The organism is Parasedimentitalea psychrophila, assembly GCF_030285785.1.
GTDB classification, from domain to species: Bacteria; Pseudomonadota; Alphaproteobacteria; order Rhodobacterales; family Rhodobacteraceae; genus Parasedimentitalea; species Parasedimentitalea psychrophila.
The window spans coordinates 3,601,134-3,626,216 of sequence record NZ_CP127247.1 but is presented as its reverse complement, the minus strand read 5'-3'; the positions used below and the strand labels follow the sequence as shown (position 1 = coordinate 3,626,216).

Here is a 25,083-nt window from a genome sequence, read left to right as displayed (position 1 = left end):
GTTGTTTAACCGGTATAAGATTGCATTTTGTCTGACCTCCTACTGCAGAGTAGCATTAAAATCGCACCTGACAGCATTGTCACACCGAGGACACCAATCGTCGTGTCATAACCGAAACGTTCGACCAGAACGACGCTTGCCACCAAACCTGCAATGGCTGCGAGCCGCTCAATCAGACGCAACCCTCCCAATGCGGCGTCCGCTCCACCAACCAGTCCACTTTCCTCGCCGATGCGAATAGCCTGCGCGTATTGCGTCGCGTCACACATCGCGTGACCAAAGCCAAAGAGCGTAACAACCACTACCATCGGCCAAAATCCCCCCCAAATAGTGAGCGAGGTAATGGACAGCCCCGAAATCGTGATCCCTATGATCAACATGGGTACGTTGCCAACGCGCCCATCAGCCAGCCTTGCTACGGTTGGACCAATCAGCACCTGCGCAAGATAGTAGAGCATTACCACCCGCCCAATATCGGCTATACTGACGCCTTGTGCGGATAAAACAACAGGTGTCAGATACCAGATGAAAACCGACATCCCCATGTTTGTCGGCACGGAAACACCAAAAACGAGTGCGATAAATCTTGGGTCGCGATAGACCGTGCGGGCTGAGGCGGGTTTTGCAACAGGCTGTTCCTCCCTTTTTGGGGCTTTACCGATCGTCGCCGAAACAATTCTCGCCCCAATAAGGCCAGATATAACAACCAGCCCCGCACCGACAAAGAAGGTGTTACTTGGTCCAAGCCTGTCAGCCAGAACTCCACCGAGAGCGGCCCCACAAAAGGCACCACCGAGGATAACGAACAGATACCCTCCTATTGCCTGTGCAATTTCTGATTTCGGCGCTGCTCTGATCGCATATTCCTGACATGCGATGGTAGCAAAAGCATAAACCAGCGCCATGGCCCCATGCCAAAAAGAAATGGCAATAACCGACTGCCCCATCCCGACACCAATCATAGCGATTGCAGTCAGTGGAATCGCCGCAAGGAATAGGCGCCGCGGGCTGAAACGCTGTGCGATCTTCCCACCCAACGGCGCTGCTACCGCCATTGCGATCAGATAGGCTACAAGTGGCGCAGTAGCCGCCATTTCTGGTGCCATCCATTCAGGGGCGTCCAGATCGCGTGCATATAGCGGCAAGAAGGCGCCACTGATTTCAGTTGCGGTGGAGAAAATGAAAATCGGCAACCGGATATCGGCGAAATAAGCTTGAGGCAGCGCCGAAAGCCGCTTGCTGATACCGACACGTCCGGCCAGATCGACCGCGCGATCGGACAAGCGTCGTGCAACACGACGCAGGTCGCCTGCTTCGGTTGGTGGGATGACGTGGCTAAAAACTCCACTTTCTTGTTCTTCTAGCAAGTGAAATACCCGATCCAGTGGTTTTCCAAGCGCTGTGGCTGACACCAAGATGACCAATTCAAACGCCAGTAAAATAGCCACCAGCCCGAAAACCAGAATATCCAGCATGACTCCGCGCAGCCGAGTACTGACAAATTTCGGGTCGGTCTCCAGACGTAATTCACCTACTATTGTGTTTCGCCTAAGCATAGGAAGTGAAACTTGATTTCTGTCCGGTCGCGCGGTTGCTTCTTCGCCGTGTCTTGATGAGGAAGCGATGATCTCGTCGTTGACTGATAACAGGGTCACTCGCTCAATTTCTGGAAAATCATGTAAAATCCTGTTGATATATTTACTCGCCCCGCCAATCGCCTCAAGTGGAACACCAAAATCAAGTGCACGCTGAATTTCTTCGCGAACCGTGCTGCCAATCAACTGCGTGCGCTTTTCCATTTCCGGAGCAATTGACGCTTCGAAGGCCCTAACTGACGCCCAAGCCATAACGATCAGCGACAAAGCAACAATCGCAGCAGTCCATAGCACGACACGCCGTGCCGCCAGACGCCCAGGTTGCAGGGCAGCACTCATGCGTTCGTATCTTTTTGCATGTTTGGCGTCTGTTTTTTGCGCGCTTCGTATTCGCGCTCAGATTGCCAGAGCAAGTCCCAGAAACGATCAGTTTCAAATCCCAAACCCTTGACATTTTCTGGTTTTCGGCCCGTCCTAGAGCCCCGCCAAAAAGCTCTTTCAAAACGGTCGAAAGTCTTCAGGATTCCGTGAAACACTCTTTGGTGCTCCATCAACGCAAACCGCAATGCAATTGCCCCGACCACCAGTGTGGCCACCATGATCACACCTGCAACAAAGGCCAGTTTGGCTGCCATCGCCCGAACTTGATCGAGAGCCTGGCGCTTGGAGTATACGATGACAAGTACGCCGGAGGGATCGCCGGTCTCACCAATATCTGCGCCGACAATAAAGGCCGACTTGGTTTCAAGGTGAAACAGATTTAGATCAGGACCTGTACGTGGCGCTGACATCCAGTGTTCAGGAGGAACCATATGGTTAGATTTTGCGGTTGAGTGGGAGACTTTACCATCTAGTTGAAAAATAGACATTTCAATAATCGCCGGATCGGTTTGTCTGGACGCCTCAAGAACAGCACGCCCGTTTCGCACTGTGGAAAATGGCAGACCCAATTCAACAACCGAAGCAAAGGGAACTCGCGCCCTGCTGGCGATCACTTCCAGTCGTTCGCGAATGAGGCCTGACAGCAAAGCGTCGAATTGCATCGTAGCAAGCGCTACGAAGATGAACAGAACTGTAAAATTGGCCAGACCAACAATAGCTAATATGCGCCAAACTAGTCCCACCCATTTCTCCCCTTAGAAAATCTACTCTAGGCTTAGGTAGATTTTGTTAACTGTTGACAATTAAATGGCGCGGATCAAGAACGCTGTGAAACTTATTGAGGACCATCATGCTGTTCATGGTTGACCTAACAAAAATTTTGCAATCGAGTTTTGTTCGTCGCGTCTTCGCGTCGCATTACATATTTAGGAACAATTGATCGCTTTGGGCGGTGAGTTCAGAATTCTTCAGTGTACGGGATCACACACCAAATTTTTGCAGTCGCCCACCATGTTGAGCTGGGTTAAAAACTGGTTGAAGTGCAAGAAAATGCCTTCTTTGTTAATCTGCTAACCCTCACGCACTAATTTTCGTCTCATAACGACCGAATGACCGATATTCATGCTGCAACGCGGAAATTTCAAAGCCCCTCAAACGGACGAAATGGGCCGTTCATGCACTCTCGCGACGCATGAGGCTTCGACTTTGCAAAGGTCACTACCTGCGCATTGCTGCCGTCGGAGCTGACCGCAGCGAAGGTCCGGAACCCGCCTTTCTAGTCGAAATGTGCATGGTGCAGAAATTGGACCACTTCACTCACCCATAAATGTAGCGAACGGCCCAGACCTGCCATTCGTGCCAAACCCGTCTAACCGCCGCCCAAAGCGGACGTGACTTTTCTACTGGTCGGGCGGATTGCAGCTATTCGCTGCAAGTGCAGTATGATAATCCTTGGTCTCAGAAGCGGTCATTTAGATCTATTACCTATACCACCAACGGCTTTTCTCGACGCACGCGGTATAATTTTTCACCGCTAAGTCTAAGTACCCTGCTTCTCCCTTCAAAAAACCTGCATTTAGCAACTCTTTTTTGAAATTCTCATTTTCAAACTTAGGCAGCACCCGCTCCTGATACGTCCTGTCCCAACAAGCGCGACCAATAGGCATCCAGACGAACCCATTGTTGCGTTCTTGAGCGTCAACCGAACGTCGCTTAAACTCTTCCTTGTCCATGCCCTCACAATGAAAAAATGCCGTCAACATTTCAGACAATAGGAATGCGGTTGTAAAGCCACCCATCGATGACATGAAGGACTTGCCCCAGCTTGCGAATATCTCGTCGTGCAGCCTATCTATCATCGGGACGAATAGGTTCTGCCCAGTTCCATAGTAGTTATTCCACCTGTCACGGTCCCCACCCTTCCATTGCATAGGTGAAACGGCACTAAACATAGATTCCGGCTGTGGCCTACCTGTATCGACTTCTGACAAAAGGAGATTCCTAAATCCCTGCCAATTAGATGACTTCATCAACCCTAGTGCTGCACCCTGATAAGCTAAAACGGCTGGATATCCTCGAACCTCAAGAAAGCTACGAAGGCCGCTCCGCTCACTTTCGGCATGGTCCACCAGCGCAGTTATTCCCTCTATTACTTGCTCAATATTTTCCTGATCCCCCCAACGTCCAACAAGCCCACAGACCTTTGACAAACCTTCCGTCGCGCCTTCATAGACAGCTATACGCCGTTGAAACTCCTCTGGCGTCATATTCCCGCGTGTACCCATATCATCTTGATCAAGCCGCTCAGTGATACATTCCACTTCATCAGAAATTAAATCAGATAGTTGGATGCGGTGCTCAGGCTTAGCCAAATATCGCTTTGCACGGCTTACCAACATATCCACCCCCACGGGGTTTTGTCGTTTACTTTGGGCCAGCGTTTCCACCTGTTCTACTAGCTTCACAAAGAAGGTATCCGCGTCCGATATTGGGACTATTAAGCCCTTTCGGCTTTCACATAGTTCTTTTCCGCGCCCCCTCAGATCGCCCCGTGCCGCCCAAAAGAGGGGATAGCGTCTATTCCTGACGCGTAAGATAGCAGCGCGTAAGGCATGATCCCATTCACCTGACGGTAATCCCCCCATTTTTAACAGGGGGCGGTCGTAGAATTTACGCGGCCATTTTCAGTTTCATTGCGGGTGTGATGCCGCCGAGGCCCATATTCGGGCGGTCATTATTGTAAGTCCATAGCCATTGTGTGGCAAAGTCCTGTGCCTCCTCTATGTTTTCGATGATATGTTGGTCCAACCATTCATGCCTGACGGTGCGATTATAGCGCTCGATGTAAGCGTTCTGCTGCGGCTTTCCGGGTTGAATGTACTGGATGATAATACCTTGTTTCTCAGCCCATTCCAGCAGCTTACCACTGATGTACTCCGGCCCATTATCGACCCGAATGGTTCCTGGTTTCCCACGCCATTCAATGATCCGATTAAGGCTGCGAATAACCCGTTCGGCTGGCAAAGAAAAATCGACCTCGATGCCCAAACCCTCGCGGTTAAAATCATCCAGCACGTTCAAGAGCCGAAACGCCCGACCATCCCCGAGGCGATCCGCCATGAAGTCCATCGACCAGGTCATGTTCGGGGCGTCCGGCACTGCCAGCGCATCGGGTTTGTCCCGCTTTAACCGTTTCCGAGGTTTGATCCGCAAGTTCAGTTCCAGTTCGCAGTAAATCCGGTAAACCCTTTTGTGGTTCCACGAATGACCTTGCACGTTACGTAGATGCAGGAAACATAGCCCAAACCCCCAAGTCTTCCGTGCGGCCGTCAGCCCAACCAGCAGATCGGCAATCTCTTCGTTCTCATCGCTCAAGAGCGGGCTGTAACGATAGCACGTCTCACTGACATCAAACGTGCGGCAGGCCAGCGCAATGCTGATACCGTGGCGCGCCACCGCTTTCTCGGCCAGACCCCGTCGTAAGGCTGGCCGGATCACTTTTTTCCCAGGGCTTCCTTCAGTAATTCTGCTTGCATGCTCATCTCGGCATACATCTTTTTCAGCCGCCGGTTCTCGTCTTCAAGCGCCTTCATTTGGCTGATCATCGACGCGTCCATACCACCGTATTTTGATCGCCATTTGTAGAACGACGCGTTGCTCATCCCGTGCTCGCGGCACAGCTCCGTTACAGGCACACCGCCTTCGGCTTGGCGTAGGATCGCAAGAATTTGGGGTTCGCTATATCTCGTCATCTTCATCAAAATCTCCTCATGCATTCTGCCGAGAAAATTCTACTTCCACATCCCCTTAGTTTCGGGGGGGATTACCGGACCAGCCGCAAACAATTAGACCATGCTCATCAAAGATACGATCCAACAGCGTGTTATATGCTTTGGGATAGGCATCTAGCTCGTCGTCGGTGTTGAGAATACGGGCATCTTTATAGTCCCCGTGAACCTTCAAAATATAGCACGTGCTATGGGTTAGCGGCTCAGCCCCCTCTAAAACGTCAGGAGAAGTAATCACGGTAGGCTCTACCCCAACTTCGCGCAGGGCGTTTTCCATAAGCCTATCGAAGTTCGTCGTTACAATAACTCTGATATGTCCATCGCGAACTAGTTTTGCTATCGCCTTGTGACCAGCAGTTGGAACCTTCCGCCCCTCTTCACGGTCCTCGTCATCCGGTTCAATATAGCTATGTAAAATGGCGCGACGTTCCGCTGGCGTCGTCGCTAATTGGGCCAACAAATCAGAATAATTTGGTTCTTTACCTTCATTATCGATAAACCACTTGCCCCAGTCGCCTTGTGTCTCGACACCCTGAGCGGTAGCAATCCGTCTAACTAGGTCAGTGGTTATTTCCCAACCCGTAGGAATTTCCGCCGCACGGGAAAGGCCTGAACCCAGTAATAATGCGAAGACGCCCTTATTTTCATGAATCGAAAAGGCCATCTGAGTGGCGGGATCACCAAAGGCGGACATAGCAATGACTCCAGTTACTATACGTATTACGAATAGGCGTTTTAAACATCATTTCCTGCGAAACCGCTATGGAAAATCATATGCTGAGAATGGTTTATCTCTCAAATGGATAAACCAGCAGGAAATCAGCAAGGTCACATCGTTTTTGATAAGACTGGGTGCTGTCCTCAATGGCATACATTTTTGCTCGATGCATGAACAAATGCTTCGTGGCAGCCGCCCTGCAGCATCAGATAATACTACCAACGTCGGCTAAGGGCCGTTCGTGTGACTTTGCAAAGTACGCTATCTGCGGCGGTTTCAACGGGTCGACGCAACACATGCATTGAAACGCTCGGCAGGTGTCTCATATCCTAGCGTTTTTCGAGGTCGTTCATTGAGCTGTCTTGCGACGGCACTCAGCTTTGCTTGACTATGTATCGACAAATCTGTGCCCCTTGGGAAGTACTGTCGCAGCAAACGGTTGGTGTTTTCATTCGTGCCGCGTTGCCACGGTGATCGCGGATCACAGAAATAGACGTCGATATCAGTCGCCAAGGTAAATGTTTTTTGTGCCCCGCCATCTCGCTTCCACGATCCCATGTCAGTGAATGGTAGAGTTCTTTTGGTAGTTTGTGAGCTTGCTTGATCAGCGCCTGAACAACGCTGTGACTGTCTTTGTTGCCAACCTTGGCCAGCATCACATAACGCGTATGTCGCTCGACCAACGTGGCACTGAAGCTGTTGCCAGAACCGGCGATCAAATCGCCTTCCCAGTGTCCTGGAACGGCACGGTCTTCCACATCCGCCGGTCTTTGTCGGATCGATATAGTGTCCTTGATTTGGCCAAGGCCGCTGCGCTTCATGGTGGCGTGGCGAGAGCGACGAATGGATCGCGTCGCCCGCAAGTGCGACAGCAATTCTTTCTTAAGTACATTGCGTGTCTGGATAAATAGGCTTCGGTAGATCGTCTCGTGGGCGACCCGTTTGTCTTCCTCATCGGGATGTGCGCGCATCAGCCAACCTGCGATTTGTTGCGGGGACCATTTGCGGGTCAGCTTGGCCGATGTCGCCCCCTCTCATCGATACTTCGTATCGACTGCCGGGCAGTGGACATAGATAGATATTGCCTGCCAGTTTGCAGGGCTTTGGCCGATGGGCACGAGCCCATGCCGCTGCATCTGATTGAGCCGCACGGTAAAGTTTGGCACCACCGTTGCGCCGGATCTCGCGGCTGATGGTCGACGCAGACCGTTTCAAGGATCTCGCAATTGATCGCACAGATAGTTGCGCAGTCAGGCCTCGTGATATCTCCTCGCGTTCAGCCAGACTCAGAGCCAAACGGGACCTCATACGATCTGGCGGACGGATACCACCGGTGCGCGCCAGCAGCGGATAAATAGATGATGATGCACGATCAAATCCACGTCCAATCGAACTCATCGACTCTCCGCGTTGCCAACGATCCCAGATCTCCGACTTCTGTTTATCTGTAAAAAAATGTCCGCGGCGATAGGCCATGATTTACACTCCGTCTTTCCATAAAGACTAAAGTGTTGCGCCGACCCGTTGAAACCGCCGCCCATACACGACGTTCATTCACTCGCCCGGCGGAAAAGGCGGCTCATGCAGCAACGGCGAGAACCGGTCATACGCTATAATTGCGAATTTGGTCTCTGATTTACCGATTCCCGACGTTCACTAGAAAGAGAAATAAACTGGCAACTCTATGTTTTCCCAAATGACACGACGGGCCATGCTGGAAGGATTCTATAAGGAGGAATTATGACATTCCCTCCCGATCCTCGTGCAGCAAAAGGAAAAAGACTAAATCAGCATTGAATTTTTTCACGCTGAGGATCGTATGGTATTCCTTTCACGGCAGTCGCGGCGGATCTCTGGTCAAAGGACTGAACTTCAAGAACGCCGGAGCCGAGATCAATCCCAGTTGGCAAGTAGGCCAACACGATAGGTTTTCCGAGAGTGTAAGCAAAATTTCCTGACGTTGTTTGCGCAACAACATTGCCGTTGAAATATACCGCTTCGCCACCGAAGACCGGCAACGGATCGTCCAACAGCAGGGCAGTCATTTTCCGTTTCACCCCGTTTTCCCGAATTTTGGTCAAGGCGTCCCGGCCAATGAAATCGCCCTTGCCCCAGTCGATTAGAAACTGAAGACCGGCTTCAAACGGATTGTTGTCGGAATTGATATCCGGCCCCCAAGCCAAATAGCGTTTTTCCAGCCTAAGCGAGTCGATCGCGTGATAGCCCATGTTGATCAGACCCTCGACGGTGCCCGCTTCGAGCAAGATTTCATAGACATAGGCTAGATACTCGGTCGGAATGTATAATTCCCAACCCAGCTCTCCAACATAGGTGACGCGATACGCAAGTGCAGGGGCGTAACCAACACGGATGTCCTTGGCCGTCATGAACGGAAAAGCCTCATTGCCAAGGTCTTCGTCGCATAGTTTTTGCAAGATCATACGCGCCTTTGGGCCTTGGATGTTCAACACCCCCAGCGCAGAAGTGATGTTTCGTATCTGAATATCAGGTCCACCTGGGCGGCTCGACCGCTCCCATTGTTCCCCACGCGCAACCCAGTCATCTGTGAACTTTTTGCGGTAGGTTTCCAAATTCCTATCAATCCAATCTCTATCCCGCTCGCCTAAGGCAGAACCGGTGATCAGCCAGAAACAGTCCTCTGCCCGACGTATGATTGTCACATCAGCCTCTATGCCACCGCGTTCGTTGCATAGCTGTGTGTATGCGGCGCCACCAACTGGCTTGTCGACATTTGCGACTGCCAGATACTGAAGAAAGGAACAGGCACCGGAACCGGAAATTTCGAATTTGGTGAATGATGTCTGATCGGTGAGGACTGCAGTCTCGCGCGCGGCCCTGTGTTCGCGTCCAACCGTTTCGGCCTGCCCCGCGCGATCGAACCCAAATTGATCCTTTTGCGCAATACCACTGTGGGCAAACCAATTGGCGCGTTCCCAGCCGAACTTGGAGCCCATAACGGCACCGTCTTGTTTCAGGCGATCATAAATCGGCGACCGGCGCACCATCCGTGCGGTCTGCATCTCTTCGCCGGGCCAATGGATATCGTAGTATTTTGTGTAACTTTCGACGGCGCGGTCGTGGAGAAATTTTTGACCCGACTGCAAGGGCCCAAAGCGGCGCAAATCAAACGCCCAAAGATCCAAACCGGGATCGCCGTTCAAAATCCAGTTCGCCGCCGCCTTGCCGACCCCGCCCGAGGCTGCAATCCCTGAGGTAAACGCGCAGGCAACAAAGAAATTTTGCAGGCCAGATACCGGACCCATGACCGGTTCGCCATCCGGTGAAATTGGGATCGGACCATTTACAACTGTGCGCACTCCCAAGTGGTTCAACAGGGGCAAACGATGCGCGGCGGGAAGGAACACTTCTTCCATCCGGTCCATATTGGTATCGAACAGATGGCGGGCGTTTTCCCAGGGGAAACCCTCTTTCGGGTTGACCTTGTCTGTGGTTCGTTCCCAGCCGCCAATGGCAAGCGCGCCGGGCTCGGGTTTGGCATAATAACCCCCATCCGGGTCGCGAAACGCTGGTAGGTCATCTGGGATGTCCGACGTTTTTTCAGTCACGAAATACTGATGCTGCACGATCCCCGCAGGCAGTTCAACGCCCGCCATTTTGCCAACCTGTCGGGCCCAGAGACCCGCAGCATTGACGACGATGTCAGCCTCAACAGTGCCGTGATCGGTGACGACATGGCTGATGCGATTATTCTGACGTACCAGATCGGTCACCATAACACCTTCGATGACGCGGCCGCCGTATTTTCGGATGCCCTTGGCATAGGCCTGGGTCAGAGAATAGGGATCAACATGACCGTCTTCGGGAATGAAAGCCGCACCCACCAAATCCTCTACCTGCATCAGTGGATAGAGTTCCTGCGCTTCCTTTGGTGTCAGCAATTCCATATCAAATCCGACAGCGCGAGCTGCGGAATGTGATTTCAACAGCTCTTGCCAGCGGTCCTGACTGCCAGCCACGCGCATTGACCCAACTTTGCGCCAGCCGATTTCCTGCCCGGTGTCCGCGGCCAGCCCGTCAAACAACGAAACAGAGTCGTTCATCAGGCTCATCAGGTTCTGTTGCGAGCGGAACTGCCCCACTAAACCAGCCGCATGCCATGTGGCGCCTTCGGTCAGACGGGTTTTTTCGAGCAGAAGGACGTCCCGTTCGCCGGACTTTGCAAGGTGATAGGCGATCGAGGTGCCGATGGCTCCGCCACCAATGACGATGATACGGGCCGATGTGGGAAAGGCTTTGGTCATGTGTTTAATCCGCTTCAAACTTGCATTTTCTTTTTTGAACGCCGGTTCTGACGTCGGGCCCGCTGTGGTTTTTCACCGCCGATTGCAAAAGGTTTCCATCCGACGGGAAGGGTTGAATCTCCGGCCACAATGCCTTGGAAATGCGCCTTTATTCGTTGGTCTGTTTCGGCGTCCAAAGCAGCGTGGTTGGGGGACGACAAGATCGCCATTGCCTTGTTCAGTGCCCGCTGATGAATGGTAGAGGATCCGTTTTCCATCCATGTTTCGCGCAGATCGCGATCCGCCAGTTCCGGCATGAATGTTGCTGTGGTCATGTTTTCCAGCGTCATCGGAGCATCGGCAAACATACCTGCTGGGCCAATGCGTTTGATGTCGTCCAAGGCGATGGTGTCTTCGTTGAAGGTCACGCCTTCGCGTACACGTTTGATCATGCAGGCAATTTCGTTGTCGATCGCCAACTGACCAAAATCCAGCGACATCAGTGCGTCCAGCAAACCGCCCATGACCACAAAATTCACACCAGACAAAGCCCCCAACAGCGGTGACATGCTTTTTTCATACCCCGCCTGAGCATCCGAGATCTTGGAGTTTGTCAGCCCCAAATACCCACCTGCCGGTACGTTGTATCGCCGCGCCATCTGACACACGATCGAGTTCATCATGCCCACTTCGATGGCTCCGGGGGCATAGGCCCCATCGCGCAAGTCAGCAAAGACAGGCAGGAAGTTGTATATCAGTTCAGTTCCCGCGCGAGACATCTGCGCCAGACACATGGTGGCCAGCCATTCTGCGTTGATCAGTGTCATCATGCCGGGCAGTGACAGGGGCGTATTTATCCCGCCCATCGGCGCCACGGTGCCATAAGCCGTGATCCCATTTTCGGCAAAGAACATCAGGTTTTCTGTACTGTCAAAATCCATCGTCAGCGGCGTTACGATAGAGCAATAGCCAAAGTTGATGAACGGCCTTTTCCAAAATGCCTCGGGCGAACCGGCGACCAATTCACCGAGTTTCAGGATTTTCTTGGCCTCTTCAACATTGACCACCGATGTACGCACAGGTTTCAGACAGTTTTTAAGCGCCGGGTAGAAGCGTGAAAGATTGAAATGACCGTCGGGGGCATCGTCCGCCAGCACCGAGATCGAAAATACGTCGAACCCGTCCAGCTCGTTCACGACATGAGCAATCCGGGCGATGTCATCCGAGGTCGCACGGCGGGTCACGCCAGACACCGGATCCACAATATCGGGCGCTGAACTGGCCGTCGCAACAACCGGCAGCTTACGCGGAAAGGTCACGTCGTATTTCGGATCTCGGCCGCGTAGAGTGATAGTTGGTGGCACCAACGCCAGATAGCGCTCGACCACCTCTGGCGGGATCCGCACCATTTCGTTTGGCTCGTCTACATTTGCGCCATGTTCGGCAAAACGGTCGCGGGCCTTTTTGTTGCGAACCAACAATCCAGTCTGTGCGAGAATCTCCAGCGAAGCGTCGTGAATGCGTTTGACTTCGTGGTCTTCGAGAAACGAAAAATGCTGCATGGCGTCCAACTTTGTTTGCTAGTGTTAAACCTGAGGTTGGAAAGCCTTGCGGTCAAACTGGGTTTCATGCAGGGTCGCATTAGAAAACCTTATGCGAGGCCTGTTCATGTCTAAGCGCCCCCGGCTGAATTACCTGCGCGCTTTTGATGCCGCATCCCGTAAGCTAAGTTTTTCCCTTGCAGCAGAAGAACTTAATCTGACGCAAGCGGCGGTTAGCCAGCAAATCCGAAAACTCGAAACTTCTTTAGGCGCAGCCCTGTTTATCCGGCACAACCGGTCTCTGACGCTAAGTGAACACGGAAAGGCCTATTTTTTGGTGGTGCGCGAGGTGCTGGACAGGTTGGATACGGTGACGGGTCAGATTTTTCCCGAGGTGGAAAAAAATGTTGTATCCGTGCGCTGCACCCCCAGCGTTGCAACAATTTGGCTGGCTCCAAGGCTGCGGGAGTTTCAACGGGCGCACCCGGAAATCGATGTCCATATTCGAACAATCGACCTTCTGCCTGACCAGTTTCTGACACAACGTTGCGAGCTGGAGATCCTGAGGCTTCCACCGGACACTGAACCGTTAGGCAACATGCGCCAATTGCTGAACGCCGAAATTTTCCCCGTGTGCGCCCCGGATTACCTCGAACGCCATGGGCCGTTTGCTGGCCCCGATGCGATATGCGGGCAAAGATTGATCCATACGTTGGGGTATAGCAATGATTGGCATCGCTGGGCCAAGGCTTATTGCAGTGCGGGTGTTACCGTCCCCTCGGGATTGACAGTGGATGGTTTGAACATCGCATTGGATGCGACCTGCCAAGCAGATGGAATTATGCTTGGCCGCCGCCCGTTAATTGAGACCTACCTTGCTGATGGCCGTCTGGTTCCGGCGCTGGTGGAAAACCTAAGTCTGTATTCCGTGTACTATTTGCAGATCAATTCTAAGTCGCTGAACTGGCGCGCGGGCCGCATCCTTGGGGATTGGTTGATTAACAAAGCGCAGGCTGTCTCTGGCTAATTGATGTCAGGCTCGCCTTACTCCCCATTTGCTGTTTCGATCTGATTTATAAGGGCTTAGCGCAGGCCGAGCACAGCTGCTTTTCCCCGTTCGGCCGATTTTACGCATTTGTGAGCTGGACGGCCGCTTTTCATGCTGCATGGCACCACATAAGTGAACGACGATGGCTGAGGGCCGTTCGCGCCTTGCCTGAGTATAGAGTGATCCCGACTTTGCAAAGGTCGCAATCTGCGCATAGCCGCCGTTGGAGCTGACCGCAGCGAAGGTCCTGTGTGGATGGCTCCTGCATAGCAAGACATTTTTGCGGTGATCCGCGCATTTGTCAGAAGCAGTCTTGTGTCCGGCCTGTTTGCGCGGTTTTGACCGCTGGCCCTCCCTTTCGGGACATTGCTGCGCAATGCCCTGCCGGGCAGTGGATGGGTTCCGCGAACCAAGTCCCTTTCTGCTTTGCGGGCAATAACGCCCGGGACATTCGACGGGGTGTCTTGGTTGTTGCGGCTGACTTTTGCACCATCACTTCGCAGGTCTTGCTATCTCGTGTTGTTTAGGTCTTTTCAGATTGTTCTCGGCGTGTACGGCTCATTCTTTGTCAAAACTGCCCAGACGATCCGTGCCGTTTTATTCGCCATTGCCACAGTTGCTAAGCGTGCTGGTTTGCGTTCCAAAAGGGCTGTTAGCCATTTACTCGCCCTTTCCGGGTGGGATCGAGTCTGTCGCACAAGCGATGTCATTCCTACGACAAGGAGCTGGCGCAGATATTGATCACCCATCCGCTGCCCGGCAGGGCATCGCCATGCGATGTCCCGAGAGGGATGGTGATCCGGCCTAATCGCTCTTTCCCACCACTCGATTTGTTGGCAGGCGTCAATCCTATCCACGCAGCAAACTCTCGACCATTCCTGAACTGATGGCCATCGCCAATGCTAGCAGCGATCGCAGATGCCGTGACAGTGCCGACGCCAGGTATTGTTTGCAAGAGCCTCACGCGCGCGTCTCGCTTCGCCTCCAATCTCAGACGTGTCTCATACCATTTCACCTGCTCATGAAGGGCTCCAAGCCGCTGGCACAGATTGCGGAACACGTCCTGCGCAATAGTGGGAAGTTCCAGTTCAACGCCTTCGACCACACTTTGCGCAAAGCTGATCACCCGTGCGAGGCCACGGGCAATGTAGATACCAAACTCGGCCAACAGACTGCGAAGCGCATTGATCAATTGGGTGCGTTGTCGAACAATCAGACTTCGTGCCCGGTGCAAGGACAGAAGCGCTTGTTGGTCAACCGATTTGATTTCAACAAACCGCATCGTGGGCCGCGTGACTGCTTCGCAAATAGCCTCCGCATCAATCGCGTCAGACTTGCCGCGCTTCACATAAGGTTTGACATACATCGGCGGGATAAGCCGTACTTCATGTCCCACCTGGCTCAGCTCGCGCGCCCAGTGATGGCTGGTACCGCAGGCTTCAATCCCGACCAAACAAGGATCAAGGCGCTTAAAAAATGCCAGCACCTGCGCACGGCGCAACGGGCGATTGAATGCGACTTCACCTGCATCAGTGATACCGTGCACATGAAAGATGTTCTTGGCCAGGTCGAGGCCAACTGTTGTAACTTGCATTGGGTGGCTCCCCTCATTCGCAGATTTCGACACCTGCATAATGGCGCCAAGCGACGCCGGTTGGAGCAGGAGCCATCCAACCCATCTGCTTTTCGCCCCTTTAAGACCTTGGTGCGCGGTGCAGCATCCGACACGAAGGGCGGACAGCGGGCCCACGCTGCGACCCGCTCCAACGGCGGCTATGCACAGTAAGTGTGCTATCCAAAGTCACGAGAGTTATTCAATTCCATCGTTGATTGTCCCCATGGAAATAACAAATCTAGTGCGTCCTGCGTCGAAGAAGCCAGACGAAAAAAACACCGCCAATCAGGCCGGTGACAATGCCGATGGGCAAATCATCAGGTGCCATGATCGTGCGTGCAATGATGTCCGACCAAAGTAGATATATCGCGCCAAATAGACCGGCTGTCGGCAAGACACGCGCATAATCTCCTCCGACCATCAGCCGCACAATGTGAGGGATCATTAGGCCTACAAAGCCAATGATCCCGGAAAAGGCGACCATCACGCCGGTGATCAGCGCGCCGGTCATAAAGATCATTAACCGAAAGCGGCTAACTGATATGCCAAGGGTTGATGCTGTTTCATCACCGATGGTCATTGCATTCAAATTGGCCGAATTCAGCCAAAGATATGTGCCACACAAACACAAAACCACCAGCGGATAAACGAGCTGTCCCCATTGAGCGAGCCCCAGTCCCCCAAGCATCCAGAACACAACCGTATGTGTTGCGCGCGGATCACCTAAAAAAATCAAAACATTTGCCAGTGACATAATGATAAATGACACTGCAACACCGGCAAGAATAAGTCTGTCAGCACTGGTGGCAGAGGCAAATTGAGATACAGCAAGAACCAAAACCGTCGCCCCCAACGCCCCAATGAACGCCAGCAAAGGCACAGTCAGAAGGCCTAGGAACATGCCCGTGTGCAAAAGCGCAAGGATCGCCCCAAACGCTCCACCCGCTGAGATTCCAAGCAAATGAGGATCCGCCAGAGGGTTCCGTGTGACGGCTTGCAAGCTGGCCCCAACCATTGCCAGGCCAGCGCCAACAAGACATGCCAACACAGCACGAGGAAACCGAATATCCCAGACAATTGCTTCGCGCCCGGCGGACCAATCTTGGGGAATGCTTCCGGGGATAATTTTGTTCAGAAGAACCCCCCAGACCGTAGATATGGGAATTGAAATTGCGCCAACGCTGACGGCAATTGAGATGGAGAGGACAAGTACAATCAGCCCGCCGCCCATGGCGCAGCGAAAGCCCGTCCAATATGTTTTCTGTGGCTGTCTTGCCCTCTCCACAGTCATCACTCAGTCCGGAATGCGGCTGAAAGTGTCTTTACAGCAGTAATGTTGCGCGGACCTGGGGTTGCCTCTACATATTCCAGAGTTACAAAGCGGTCGTTTTTGACGGCATCAATGTTTGCAAAGGCTGGGTTCGACATCATGAATGCGCGTTTTTCTTCGGCAGTTACATCGCCGTAGTTTACGATGACAATGACTTCGGGGTTGCGTTCGACCACTGCTTCCCAGCCGATGGTTGACCAACTTTTTTCCAAATCATTCATGACGTTGATGCCGCCTGCGGCTTCAATTAGGGCAGTTGGCATCGCATAACGCCCTGCCGTAAAAGGCACATCTTCACCACTGTCATAAACAAACACACGGGGTGCTTGCGCCAAAGGCGTCAGACCAGCAGAGAACTGGGCAAGGTCTTCTCGGTATCCGGAAACAAGCGCTTCGGCAGTCTCGCTGACGTCAAATATCAGACCCAAATTCAAGATGTCATTATACATGTCATTCATGCTGACGGCCTCTTTCTCACCAATGTGAATGCAGCTTTCCGTCAGCTCATAAACATCAATTCCAAAGGGCGCGAGGGTCTCTGGCGTGACTTCGCCACCAACCTTCATGCCGTAACTCCAACCCGCAAAATAGAAGTCAGCGTCGGCACCGATCAACACTTCTTTGCTTGGATATTTGGATGATAGTTCAGGTAGCTCTTCAACGCCTGCGGTCATGGTTTCATCCAGGGTTTTCCAGCCCGAAATACCCGTATAGCCGACCATCCGATCCGCAAGGCCCAGCACCAGCATCATCTCGGTCAGATTCACGTCATTAGAGATTGCGGCCTGTGGAGGCGTATCAAAAGTAACCTCACGGTTACAGCTTTGCACTGTGATCTCAGCAAGCGCACTGGTGGCCAGAAGTGTTGCCATCATCGCGGACGCGAGTGTTGTATATGTAAGTTTCATAGGGTGCCCCGTTGATCAGGTAGGTGGAATGAAAGATGTTGTGTATTACTTGGGCGCAGGTATTCGCGGCGGGCATCAATACGAAACGCATCTGAAACCTTTGCCTCTGTCAGCACCGTTTCAGGAAGGCCGAAACCCATGGTGTGACCATTCTCCAAAAGCAAAATTCGGTCACAGATCTGCGATGCCATATTCAAGTCGTGTAGCGAGACAACAATGGTCAGGTCGAGTTCCCGGATCAGTGCCAGGACCTCTAGCTGATGGCGGATATCAAGATGGTTTGTTGGTTCATCCAACACCAGAACTTGCGGCTGTTGCGCCAGGGCTCGCGCCACCATTACCCTTTGCCGCTCGCCGCCCGATAAGGTCAACAAATCACGGAAAGAAAGGCTTTGCAGGTCGAGTCGTGAAAGCGCCTCATCCACGATCTCTGCGTCTTGCGCGCCAAGTGTCGAATATCCCAATCGATGCGGTGTGCGGCCCAATGCCACGACTTCCCGCACGGTCAAACCAAAGGACGTTGGCTGCTCCTGCAATACGGCGGCAACCTTGCGAGCTGCGGCACGCGGTGGCATGGCCCATATATCCTGCCCATCAACATGGATGTGTCCCGATGAGGGGGTGTGGTAGCGATAAATCATCCGCAATAGGGTAGATTTTCCTGCGCCATTGGGGCCAACCACCCCCAAAACCTGCCCAGCGTTTACCTCAAAACTGGTGGGATGCAGCAGGAGCGGTTGATTTTTGCGTGGACCCCAACTGAGGTTTTCAGCGATGAGATCAGCGGCATTCATGACAGACGCACTGCGCTGTATTCCAACGCAATGATTGCCGCTGGAACACGGGCGAGTGTGCAATTGCGCAGTTTTCCCGGGCGATCAACTGATGAGTACCAGCCATCTCCCTGCTCCGCATACTGGCGGGCAAAGACGACCAAGTCGTCGATGTCCTCGTCAGGGGCAATGTCGCCGAACAGAAACGTCGCTTTACGGGTCCCATGATAGGCAACCGTACAGGGCCGCTCACAGCCCGCCATATAGGCAACGCCTGACACCCCGAACTCTTCGGAGACGGCATCTCCCGCGGCAGAAATGGCCGCTTGCAACTGCGCAATCAATTCATAGCCGGGCCTGCATTGGGTGCCCTTATGTTTGCATGAGGTGCATATTGTAATTTTGTGTGTTGGTGATCCCATGTCGCCCTCCGCGAAAGCGCGGGGTATAATTCAGACATGTATTTCCGAACGGATTAATCCGTAAAGCCATCATGGCCTCCTGTCCGGACACCCCGCCCGGGTTAAAGTTGCATCATTGATGGCAGGTCTCCTGACTCGTGGGTTATCGCTTGCCCGAACCTTCCCAAACGCTTGTGCGTTCAGTGGTGTTCACCGGGTTTGCTCGCCACTTACAGTTGCGGGGGCAGTTACGGATTCGGCGCCTGTTGGCTATTCCTCACCGTATTCCCATTTCATTCCGGAATCACATTCGTCTTCCGGAAACCATCAATGCGACATGTCCGGCAAAAAATTCAAAACGTCAAGAGCTCTGCTCGTCTCTTTGAGCTGAAAGTGTGAATTCACTGCGCCAAGTTCCAACGGCAGTTAAGGGCCGTTCATGTACTCTCGTGACGCATGACGCTTCGACTTTGCAACGGTCACTTACTGCGCATTGCTGCCGTTGGTGGCGATCGCGTCTAATGGTCGGTTCCAGCGGCGGTTTCAACGGGTCGATGCAACACATGCATTGAAACGCTCGGCTGGTGTCTCATATCCTAGCGTTTTTCGAGGTCGTTCATTGAGCTGTCTTGCGACGGCACTCAGCTTTGCTTGACTATGTATCGACAAATCTGTGCCCCTTGGGAAGTACTGTCGCAGCAAACGGTTGGTATTTTCGTTCGTGCCGCGTTGCCACGGTGATCGTGGATCACAGAAATAGACGTCGATATCAGTCGCCAAGGTAAAATTTTTGTGCCCCGCCATCTCGCTTCCACGATCCCATGTCAGTGAACGGTAGAGTTCTTTTGGTAGTTTGTGAGCTTGCTTGATCAGCGCCTGAACAACGCTGTGACTGTCTTTGCTGCCAACCTTGGCCAGCATCACATAACGCGTATGTCGCTCGACCAACGTGGCAATGAAGCTGTTGCCAGAACCGGCGATCAAATCGCCTTCCCAGTGTCCTGGAACGGCACGGTCTTCCACATCCGCCGGCCTTTGTCGGATCGATATAGTGTCCTTGATTTGGCAAAGGCCGCTGCGCTTCATGGTGGCGTGGCGAGAGCGACGAATGGATCGCGTCGCCCGCAAGTGCGACAGCAATTCTTTCTTAAGTACATTGCGTGCCTGGATAAATAGGCTTCGGTAGATCGTCTCATGGGAGACCCGTTTACCCTCCTCATTGGGATGTTCGCGCATCAGCCAGCCTGCGATTTGTTGCGGGGACCATTTACGCGTCAGCTTGGCCGATATCGCGCGGTAGAGATAGATATTGCCTTCCAACTTGCAGGGCTTTAGGCGGTGGGCACGGTCCCACGCCGCTGCATCTGAAGCTGTTGCACGGTAGTTTTGAACGCCGCCATTGCGCCCAACTTCGCGGCTGATTGTGGACGCTGGTCGTTTCAGGGTTCGGGCTATTGAACGCAACGACACCTTCGCACGCAGGCCTCTGGATATCTCTTCTCGGTCGATCAGGGTCAGAGCGAGGCGCGACCTCATGCGGTCCGGTGGACGGATGCCGCCTGTGCGCGCAAGGAGGGGATAAATCGATGATGATGCGCGATCAAAACCACGTCCAATCGAACTCATCGACTCTCCGCGCTGCCATCGATCCCAGATTTCTGACTTCTGCTTATCCGTGAAAAATACTCGGCGACGATACTTCATGGCTTACACTCCATCTTTGGCTAAAGACTAAAGTGTTGCGTCGACCCGTTGAAACCGCCGCGGATTGCGGGCATTCGCCGCAGTCAGCGCCAACGGCAGTTATACGCAGGCAGTGCGTTTTGCACATTCTCTCGGATGCGTCGAAGCGGACAGTGATCCTTCGGTTGCGGAAGGTGGACTTGCGAGGCCGGAACGCGCGATAGGCAGGCTCGTGTCCATCTGTTGGTCGGTAGAGGCTGCATTCGGTTCGATTTATGTGACACCTTCGAAACAACAAACGCGGCCCCAGTGTCCTCAGTGGGGCCGCGTTATACTAGAACGTCTTTCGCTCTCTGCGACCTGTCACAATCCGGGTTTGGACGCGGGGTGTGAAGGCGGCAGAGAGCGGATGGTGCTGCCGCGTCTAGAACGCGAGACTATAGCCCAGATTGAGGCCAGAACTCTCATAACCCTCTGCCCCCAGACCATCCAGAAAGGTCGACACGGTAAAGGTTCCGCTGTTGTTGCTCACATAATTCAGGCCAAGGTTTACCTTGGACCGCCAACCGGCATAGCCCGGCAGGACAGTCCCTGCGACCTCGGTGCCACCGGTGTTCGACCAGATGCCTGAGATCCCGGCGCGTAGCTCCAAATCACCGCTTTTCAACAGTACTGGCTGGGCCACATCCAGACCAACAGCGATCTGCATCAGTTCAATCTTTTGCAGCGGTACAAGATTGCCCAAGCTATCCTGGTAGGCTTCCTGTTCATCCGCCGCATAAGCCGCATTCAGATAGGGGCTAAGACGAGTGCGACCCTGCTCATAGCTCCCGGTCACTTTTATCTGAGTCAGCAGGCGTGTGGTGTCAAAATTATCCGCATAGGTGCCAAAGGGAGACACCGTGTTGGAGGATTGACCATAAAGCAAACGGGCCTCCAGGAAGAGCGGCTGATCTGCCATCTTGGCCACAACATAAGGCCCCGCGAGCCAGCCATTGCCCTCTGCCGTCAAAACACCGTCATCCTGTGACAGATGGTCAAACTGCAGCATGGCACCAAGCAGGACTGTCTCGCTAATGTTGCGATGGCTGCCGAGGACGCCAAAGGCAGCGCTGCTGTTGGTGTTGCCATCCTTTGACCAGGCCCCTTTGAGCTGGAACCAGACGGGGTAGTCGGCACCTGTCGCCAGATTGAAATTGCCAAAGCCCCGCGTCACATGCGCATCCAGGGCGCCGATGACGGTGCCACTCAGAAAGCCCGTCAAATCTGGCTGATTGGCAATCAACTGGTTGGCACGGCCATACATAAAGCGCGCGATGGTCTTCTTAGTCTCTTCTACCGTGGTATTCCCGGCGATAAAACTATATCCAGTCGTGTCAAATGTGTGGGTGCCGACGCTGAGATGGCTGGTGGCTGTGGCCAGACTGAACGAAAACCCTATATAGGTTTCACTTGCAAATGTACCATCAACGCCATCCTGCGTCAGTCCTGAAATATTGCTTTCGGCCGTCCCAAGGCAATTGGCCAAATTGCTTACCGTTATTGGGCTCCCGGTAATTAAACCGCCCCCAAATAGGTAACCTCCCCCAGCGAAGGCCGATAGCCCGAGGCCAGTGTCGGACATTTCCGAAAAAGCCTGTTCAAAACCACTATCGACATAACCATGAAAACCGCAGTTACTGCCAATCGACATGGTGTGACTTGCATCATCGGCCGCCGTAAATCCCAGCCCAACCGTTGGGGCCATGCAGGAAAAAGCCAGCATGGCTGCATGAATAAATGGTTTTTTGCAGTAATAGGTCCTTGCCCCTCAGGGCGCCGAGAAATCGTCCAACTGCCCCCTAAGGACCGAAAGTTGCCAACTCGTGAATAAGTAAACTACTTATCGAGGGATAATCAGGCGCGGTTTCGGTGCCCATTCTTTGTCAGATGCCCACATCAACGCACAGAGACCCACTGCAACCAAGGTCACCGCGAAGATCAAGAATTAACCATGCTCAGCGCCTGGCAGTCAGGCCCAAAGCTCTGTTGGCGCTGACTGAACGCAGTGTCGAAGGCGGGTCCAGGCTGGGGAGTTTACCGACTGCGCAAATCAACATCCCGGCCGCCCTGCCAACCGCAACATAGCTTCCCCGACCAGACGACCAAAGTCCGCTTTTTTCCCGGCCCGTCAAAACACCGTTTCTGGTATGAGTCTGGGAGCGGTCGTTAGGCGAAAATTGTACCAAGGTCGGCAAGGGGCCGTTCACGCCGACTGGATCAGTCAACGACCCGAACAATTTTTCCAAGGTCACACATTCTCCGACACCATGGAATAATATCAAAGCTTTACGGACCACCAGTGTCACACCTTTTTCGCCGCTAACGACAGAATTCGGCCCAAAAGAAGCGCACCATTCATACCACAAGTCAGTCGAACTCACTCGACTGCTGGTGAAGAAATGAGAGGCCTTATGAGCAAAATGACACAAGAGCAATTGGCGGCGCGGTGGCAGATGTCGCCCCGGACGCTGGAGCAGCGGCCGCTGGCTGGGCAAGGGGCCGCGCTTCCTGAAGATCGGAGCGAGGGTACTCTATCGCGAGGAGGATGTGGAGGTTTGGGAGGCGGCCCAGCTATACCAAAACACCTCCGGTCCGCTTCCGCAGGAGCGCGCGTGATGGCCCGGCTTCCTTCTCCGAACAGGATCAAAACGCACCAAGTCTACACTGTCTGGGAGGCTGCCCTAGGCTCAGGACCCATTAATCTGCTTGAGGCTATCTGTTCTGCATGATTCAAGGCCCCAAATTACGGGGGTTTTATGAGTAATCTTTTCTGGCTGAGCGAAGATCAGATGGCACGGCTTCGGCCCTATTTTCCGAAGAGTCATGGCGTGCCACGGGTCGATGATTGCCGAGTGTTAAGTGGTATTATTTTCATCAATCGCAATGGGTTGCGTTGGTGTGATGCGCCCAAGGAGTATGGTCCACACAAGACGCTCTACAACCGCTGGAAACGGTGGAGCGACATGGGGGTGTTCGCGCGGATTATGATGGGGCTGGCAGCCGAGGTTCCTGACAACAAGACGATCTCAATTGACGCAACTTACCTCAAGGCACATCGCACGGCCTCCAGCCTGCGGGTAAAAAAAGGGGGCGTGGACGTCTGATCGGACGTACCAAGGGCGGTATGAACACGAAGTTGCATGCCGTGCCCCCTCTCATGGTTTGCAGGCAAACCACTGCCGGGCAGTGGACGCGATTGGGCGGCCGATCCAGTTCTTCCTGACCGCCGGTCAGGTTAGCGATTACACTGGGGCAAGAGCTCTGGTGAATAGTCTGCCAGCGGCCGACTGGCTATTGGGAGATCGCGGATATGACGCGGATTGGTTCCGAGAGGCCCCTGTAGATATGGGAATAACGCCCTGCATCCCTGGACGAAAGTCGCGAGACAAAACCATCAAGTACGACAAGCGTCGTTACAAAAGACGTAACCGGATTGAGATCATGTTTGGTCGCCTGAAAGACTGGCGGCGCGTGGCTACCCGTTATGACCGATGCCCGAAGGTCTTCCTGTCCGCCATCGCTCTCGCAGCAACCGTGATCTTCTGGTTATGAGTCCTGAGCCTAGAAGATCTGCTGGGGGAAAAATTCACCCAGCTTCAAGTCACCGACAGTGACTAATTGAAGGAGAAATCAGATGACTAATCATAGTGATAATAAGCTAAAAGGGCTAACAGTTATGGAATTAATTCCCATCCTGGCCTTCCATGAAAACTACGCAATGGAAATTGACGAGATTGCTTATCTAGTATGCACCACGCCCGAGAAGCTGCGCAATCTCATGGTAATCCCCCCATTTTTAACAGGGGGCGGTCGTAGAATTTACGCGGCCATTTTCAGTTTCATTGCGGGTGTGATGCCGCCGAGGCCCATATTCGGGCGGTCATTATTGTAAGTCCATAGCCATTGTGTGGCAAAGTCCTGTGCCTCCTCTATGTTTTCGATGATATGTTGGTCCAACCATTCATGCCTGACGGTGCGATTATAGCGCTCGATGTAAGCGTTCTGCTGCGGCTTTCCGGGTTGAATGTACTGGATGATAATACCTTGTTTCTCAGCCCATTCCAGCAGCTTACCACTGATGTACTCCGGCCCATTATCGACCCGAATGGTTCCTGGTTTCCCACGCCATTCAATGATCCGATTAAGGCTGCGAATAACCCGTTCGGCTGGCAAAGAAAAATCGACCTCGATGCCCAAACCCTCGCGGTTAAAATCATCCAGCACGTTCAAGAGCCGAAACGCCCGACCATCCCCGAGGCGATCCGCCATGAAGTCCATCGACCAGGTCATGTTCGGGGCGTCCGGCACTGCCAGCGCATCGGGTTTGTCCCGCTTTAACCGTTTCCGAGGTTTGATCCGCAAGTTCAGTTCCAGTTCGCAGTAAATCCGGTAAACCCTTTTGTGGTTCCACGAATGACCTTGCACGTTACGTAGATGCAGGAAACATAGCCCAAACCCCCAAGTCTTCCGTGCGGCCGTCAGCCCAACCAGCAGATCGGCAATCTCTTCGTTCTCATCGCTCAAGAGCGGGCTGTAACGATAGCACGTCTCACTGACATCAAACGTGCGGCAGGCCAGCGCAATGCTGATACCGTGGCGCGCCACCGCTTTCTCGGCCAGACCCCGTCGCAAGGCTGGCCGGATCACTTTTTTCCCAGGGCTTCCTTCAGTAATTCTGCTTGCATGCTCATCTCGGCATACATCTTTTTCAGCCGCCGGTTCTCGTCTTCAAGCGCCTTCATTTGGCTGATCATCGACGCGTCCATACCACCGTATTTTGATCGCCATTTGTAGAACGACGCGTTGCTCATCCCGTGCTCGCGGCACAGCTCCGTTACAGGCACACCGCCTTCGGCTTGGCGTAGGATCGCAAGAATTTGGGGTTCGCTATATCTCGTCATCTTCATCAAAATCTCCTCATGCATTCTGCCGAGAAAATTCTACTTCCACATCCCCTTAGTTTCGGGGGGGATTACCTCATCACCTCTGAGAAAGGCA

15 protein-coding genes, 3 pseudogenes and 1 riboswitch are annotated in these 25,083 nt (G+C 53.3%); of the genes and pseudogenes, 2 read left to right on the top strand and 16 right to left on the bottom strand.

The window, feature by feature from the left end:
- Positions 1-5: 5 nt before the first annotated feature.
- From QPJ95_RS17620 to QPJ95_RS17585, 8 genes and pseudogenes are all read right to left on the bottom strand, one after another.
- Complete coding sequence (locus QPJ95_RS17620) at positions 6-1,934, bottom strand: MFS transporter (protein WP_270921146.1); 1,929 nt, start codon at positions 1,932-1,934, stop codon at positions 6-8.
- On the bottom strand, positions 1,931-2,719 hold the full coding sequence (locus QPJ95_RS17615) for a hypothetical protein (RefSeq protein ID WP_270921147.1): 789 nt from the start codon (positions 2,717-2,719) through the stop codon (positions 1,931-1,933). Before QPJ95_RS17615 ends, QPJ95_RS17620 begins: the two co-directional genes overlap by 4 nt.
- Positions 2,720-3,457: 738 nt before the next feature.
- Positions 3,458-4,441: a hypothetical protein gene (locus QPJ95_RS17610; protein ID WP_270921148.1), complete on the bottom strand. Its 984-nt coding sequence runs from the start codon at positions 4,439-4,441 to the stop codon at positions 3,458-3,460.
- 205 nt (positions 4,442-4,646) lie between these two features.
- Positions 4,647-5,734, bottom strand: a protein-coding gene (locus QPJ95_RS17605) for an IS3 family transposase (protein ID WP_286018159.1) whose coding sequence is annotated in 2 segments (ribosomal slippage) — positions 4,647-5,473 and positions 5,473-5,734 — 1,089 coding nt in all. Because the reading frame shifts where the segments join, the coding sequence is not laid out codon by codon here.
- A 49-nt stretch (positions 5,735-5,783) separates the two neighbouring features.
- Positions 5,784-6,458, bottom strand: a complete 675-nt coding sequence (locus tag QPJ95_RS17600) for an SIR2 family protein (RefSeq protein ID WP_270921313.1) — start codon at positions 6,456-6,458, stop codon at positions 5,784-5,786.
- Positions 6,459-6,758: 300 nt separating this feature from the next.
- Positions 6,759-7,958: pseudogene (locus tag QPJ95_RS17595) on the bottom strand (IS30 family transposase).
- Between the two features lie 311 nt (positions 7,959-8,269).
- Entirely contained in the window at positions 8,270-10,765 is a 2,496-nt protein-coding gene (locus QPJ95_RS17590; protein WP_270921186.1) for a GcvT family protein, read from the bottom strand.
- A 14-nt stretch (positions 10,766-10,779) separates the two neighbouring features.
- Positions 10,780-12,306 carry a trimethylamine methyltransferase family protein gene (locus QPJ95_RS17585; RefSeq protein WP_270921185.1) on the bottom strand — a complete coding sequence of 509 codons (1,527 nt, stop codon included), beginning with the start codon at positions 12,304-12,306 and terminating at the stop codon, positions 10,780-10,782.
- A 106-nt stretch (positions 12,307-12,412) separates the two neighbouring features.
- On the opposite strand from QPJ95_RS17585, the gene QPJ95_RS17580 reads away from it, so the two are divergent.
- Positions 12,413-13,312 carry a LysR substrate-binding domain-containing protein gene (locus tag QPJ95_RS17580; protein ID WP_270921184.1) on the top strand — a complete coding sequence of 300 codons (900 nt, stop codon included), beginning with the start codon at positions 12,413-12,415 and terminating at the stop codon, positions 13,310-13,312.
- Between the two features lie 554 nt (positions 13,313-13,866).
- On the opposite strand, the pseudogene QPJ95_RS17575 reads toward QPJ95_RS17580, so the two are convergent.
- From QPJ95_RS17575 to QPJ95_RS17545, 7 genes and pseudogenes are all read right to left on the bottom strand, one after another.
- A pseudogene (locus tag QPJ95_RS17575) lies at positions 13,867-14,927 on the bottom strand (IS110 family transposase).
- A 259-nt stretch (positions 14,928-15,186) separates the two neighbouring features.
- Complete coding sequence (locus QPJ95_RS17570) at positions 15,187-16,179, bottom strand: FecCD family ABC transporter permease (protein WP_270921238.1); 993 nt, start codon at positions 16,177-16,179, stop codon at positions 15,187-15,189.
- A gap of 59 nt (positions 16,180-16,238) precedes the next feature.
- Complete coding sequence (locus tag QPJ95_RS17565; protein WP_270921235.1) at positions 16,239-17,186, bottom strand: ABC transporter substrate-binding protein; 948 nt, start codon at positions 17,184-17,186, stop codon at positions 16,239-16,241.
- Entirely contained in the window at positions 17,183-17,980 is a 798-nt protein-coding gene (locus QPJ95_RS17560) for an ABC transporter ATP-binding protein (protein ID WP_270921236.1), read from the bottom strand. Before QPJ95_RS17560 ends, QPJ95_RS17565 begins: the two co-directional genes overlap by 4 nt.
- Positions 17,977-18,381 (bottom strand): DUF1636 domain-containing protein, encoded by a 405-nt coding sequence (locus QPJ95_RS17555; protein ID WP_270921237.1) that lies wholly within the window; start codon positions 18,379-18,381, stop codon positions 17,977-17,979. The genes QPJ95_RS17560 and QPJ95_RS17555 overlap by 4 nt, the downstream gene beginning before the upstream one ends.
- A 103-nt stretch (positions 18,382-18,484) precedes the next feature.
- Positions 18,485-18,704, bottom strand: a riboswitch (cobalamin riboswitch).
- Positions 18,705-18,903: 199 nt separating this feature from the next.
- On the bottom strand, positions 18,904-20,064 hold the full coding sequence (locus QPJ95_RS17550) for an IS30 family transposase (RefSeq protein WP_286018160.1): 1,161 nt from the start codon (positions 20,062-20,064) through the stop codon (positions 18,904-18,906).
- A 403-nt stretch (positions 20,065-20,467) separates the two neighbouring features.
- Positions 20,468-21,571: a hypothetical protein gene (locus QPJ95_RS17545; protein ID WP_270921253.1), complete on the bottom strand. Its 1,104-nt coding sequence runs from the start codon at positions 21,569-21,571 to the stop codon at positions 20,468-20,470.
- A gap of 1,270 nt (positions 21,572-22,841) precedes the next feature.
- Between QPJ95_RS17545 and QPJ95_RS17540 the strand changes: the two are divergent.
- Positions 22,842-23,637: pseudogene (locus QPJ95_RS17540) on the top strand (IS5 family transposase).
- Positions 23,638-23,904: 267 nt separating this feature from the next.
- Here the strand turns inward: QPJ95_RS17540 and QPJ95_RS17535 are convergent.
- Positions 23,905-24,992, bottom strand: a protein-coding gene (locus tag QPJ95_RS17535) for an IS3 family transposase (protein WP_286018159.1) whose coding sequence is annotated in 2 segments (ribosomal slippage) — positions 23,905-24,731 and positions 24,731-24,992 — 1,089 coding nt in all. Because the reading frame shifts where the segments join, the coding sequence is not laid out codon by codon here.
- Positions 24,993-25,083: the final 91 nt, after the last annotated feature.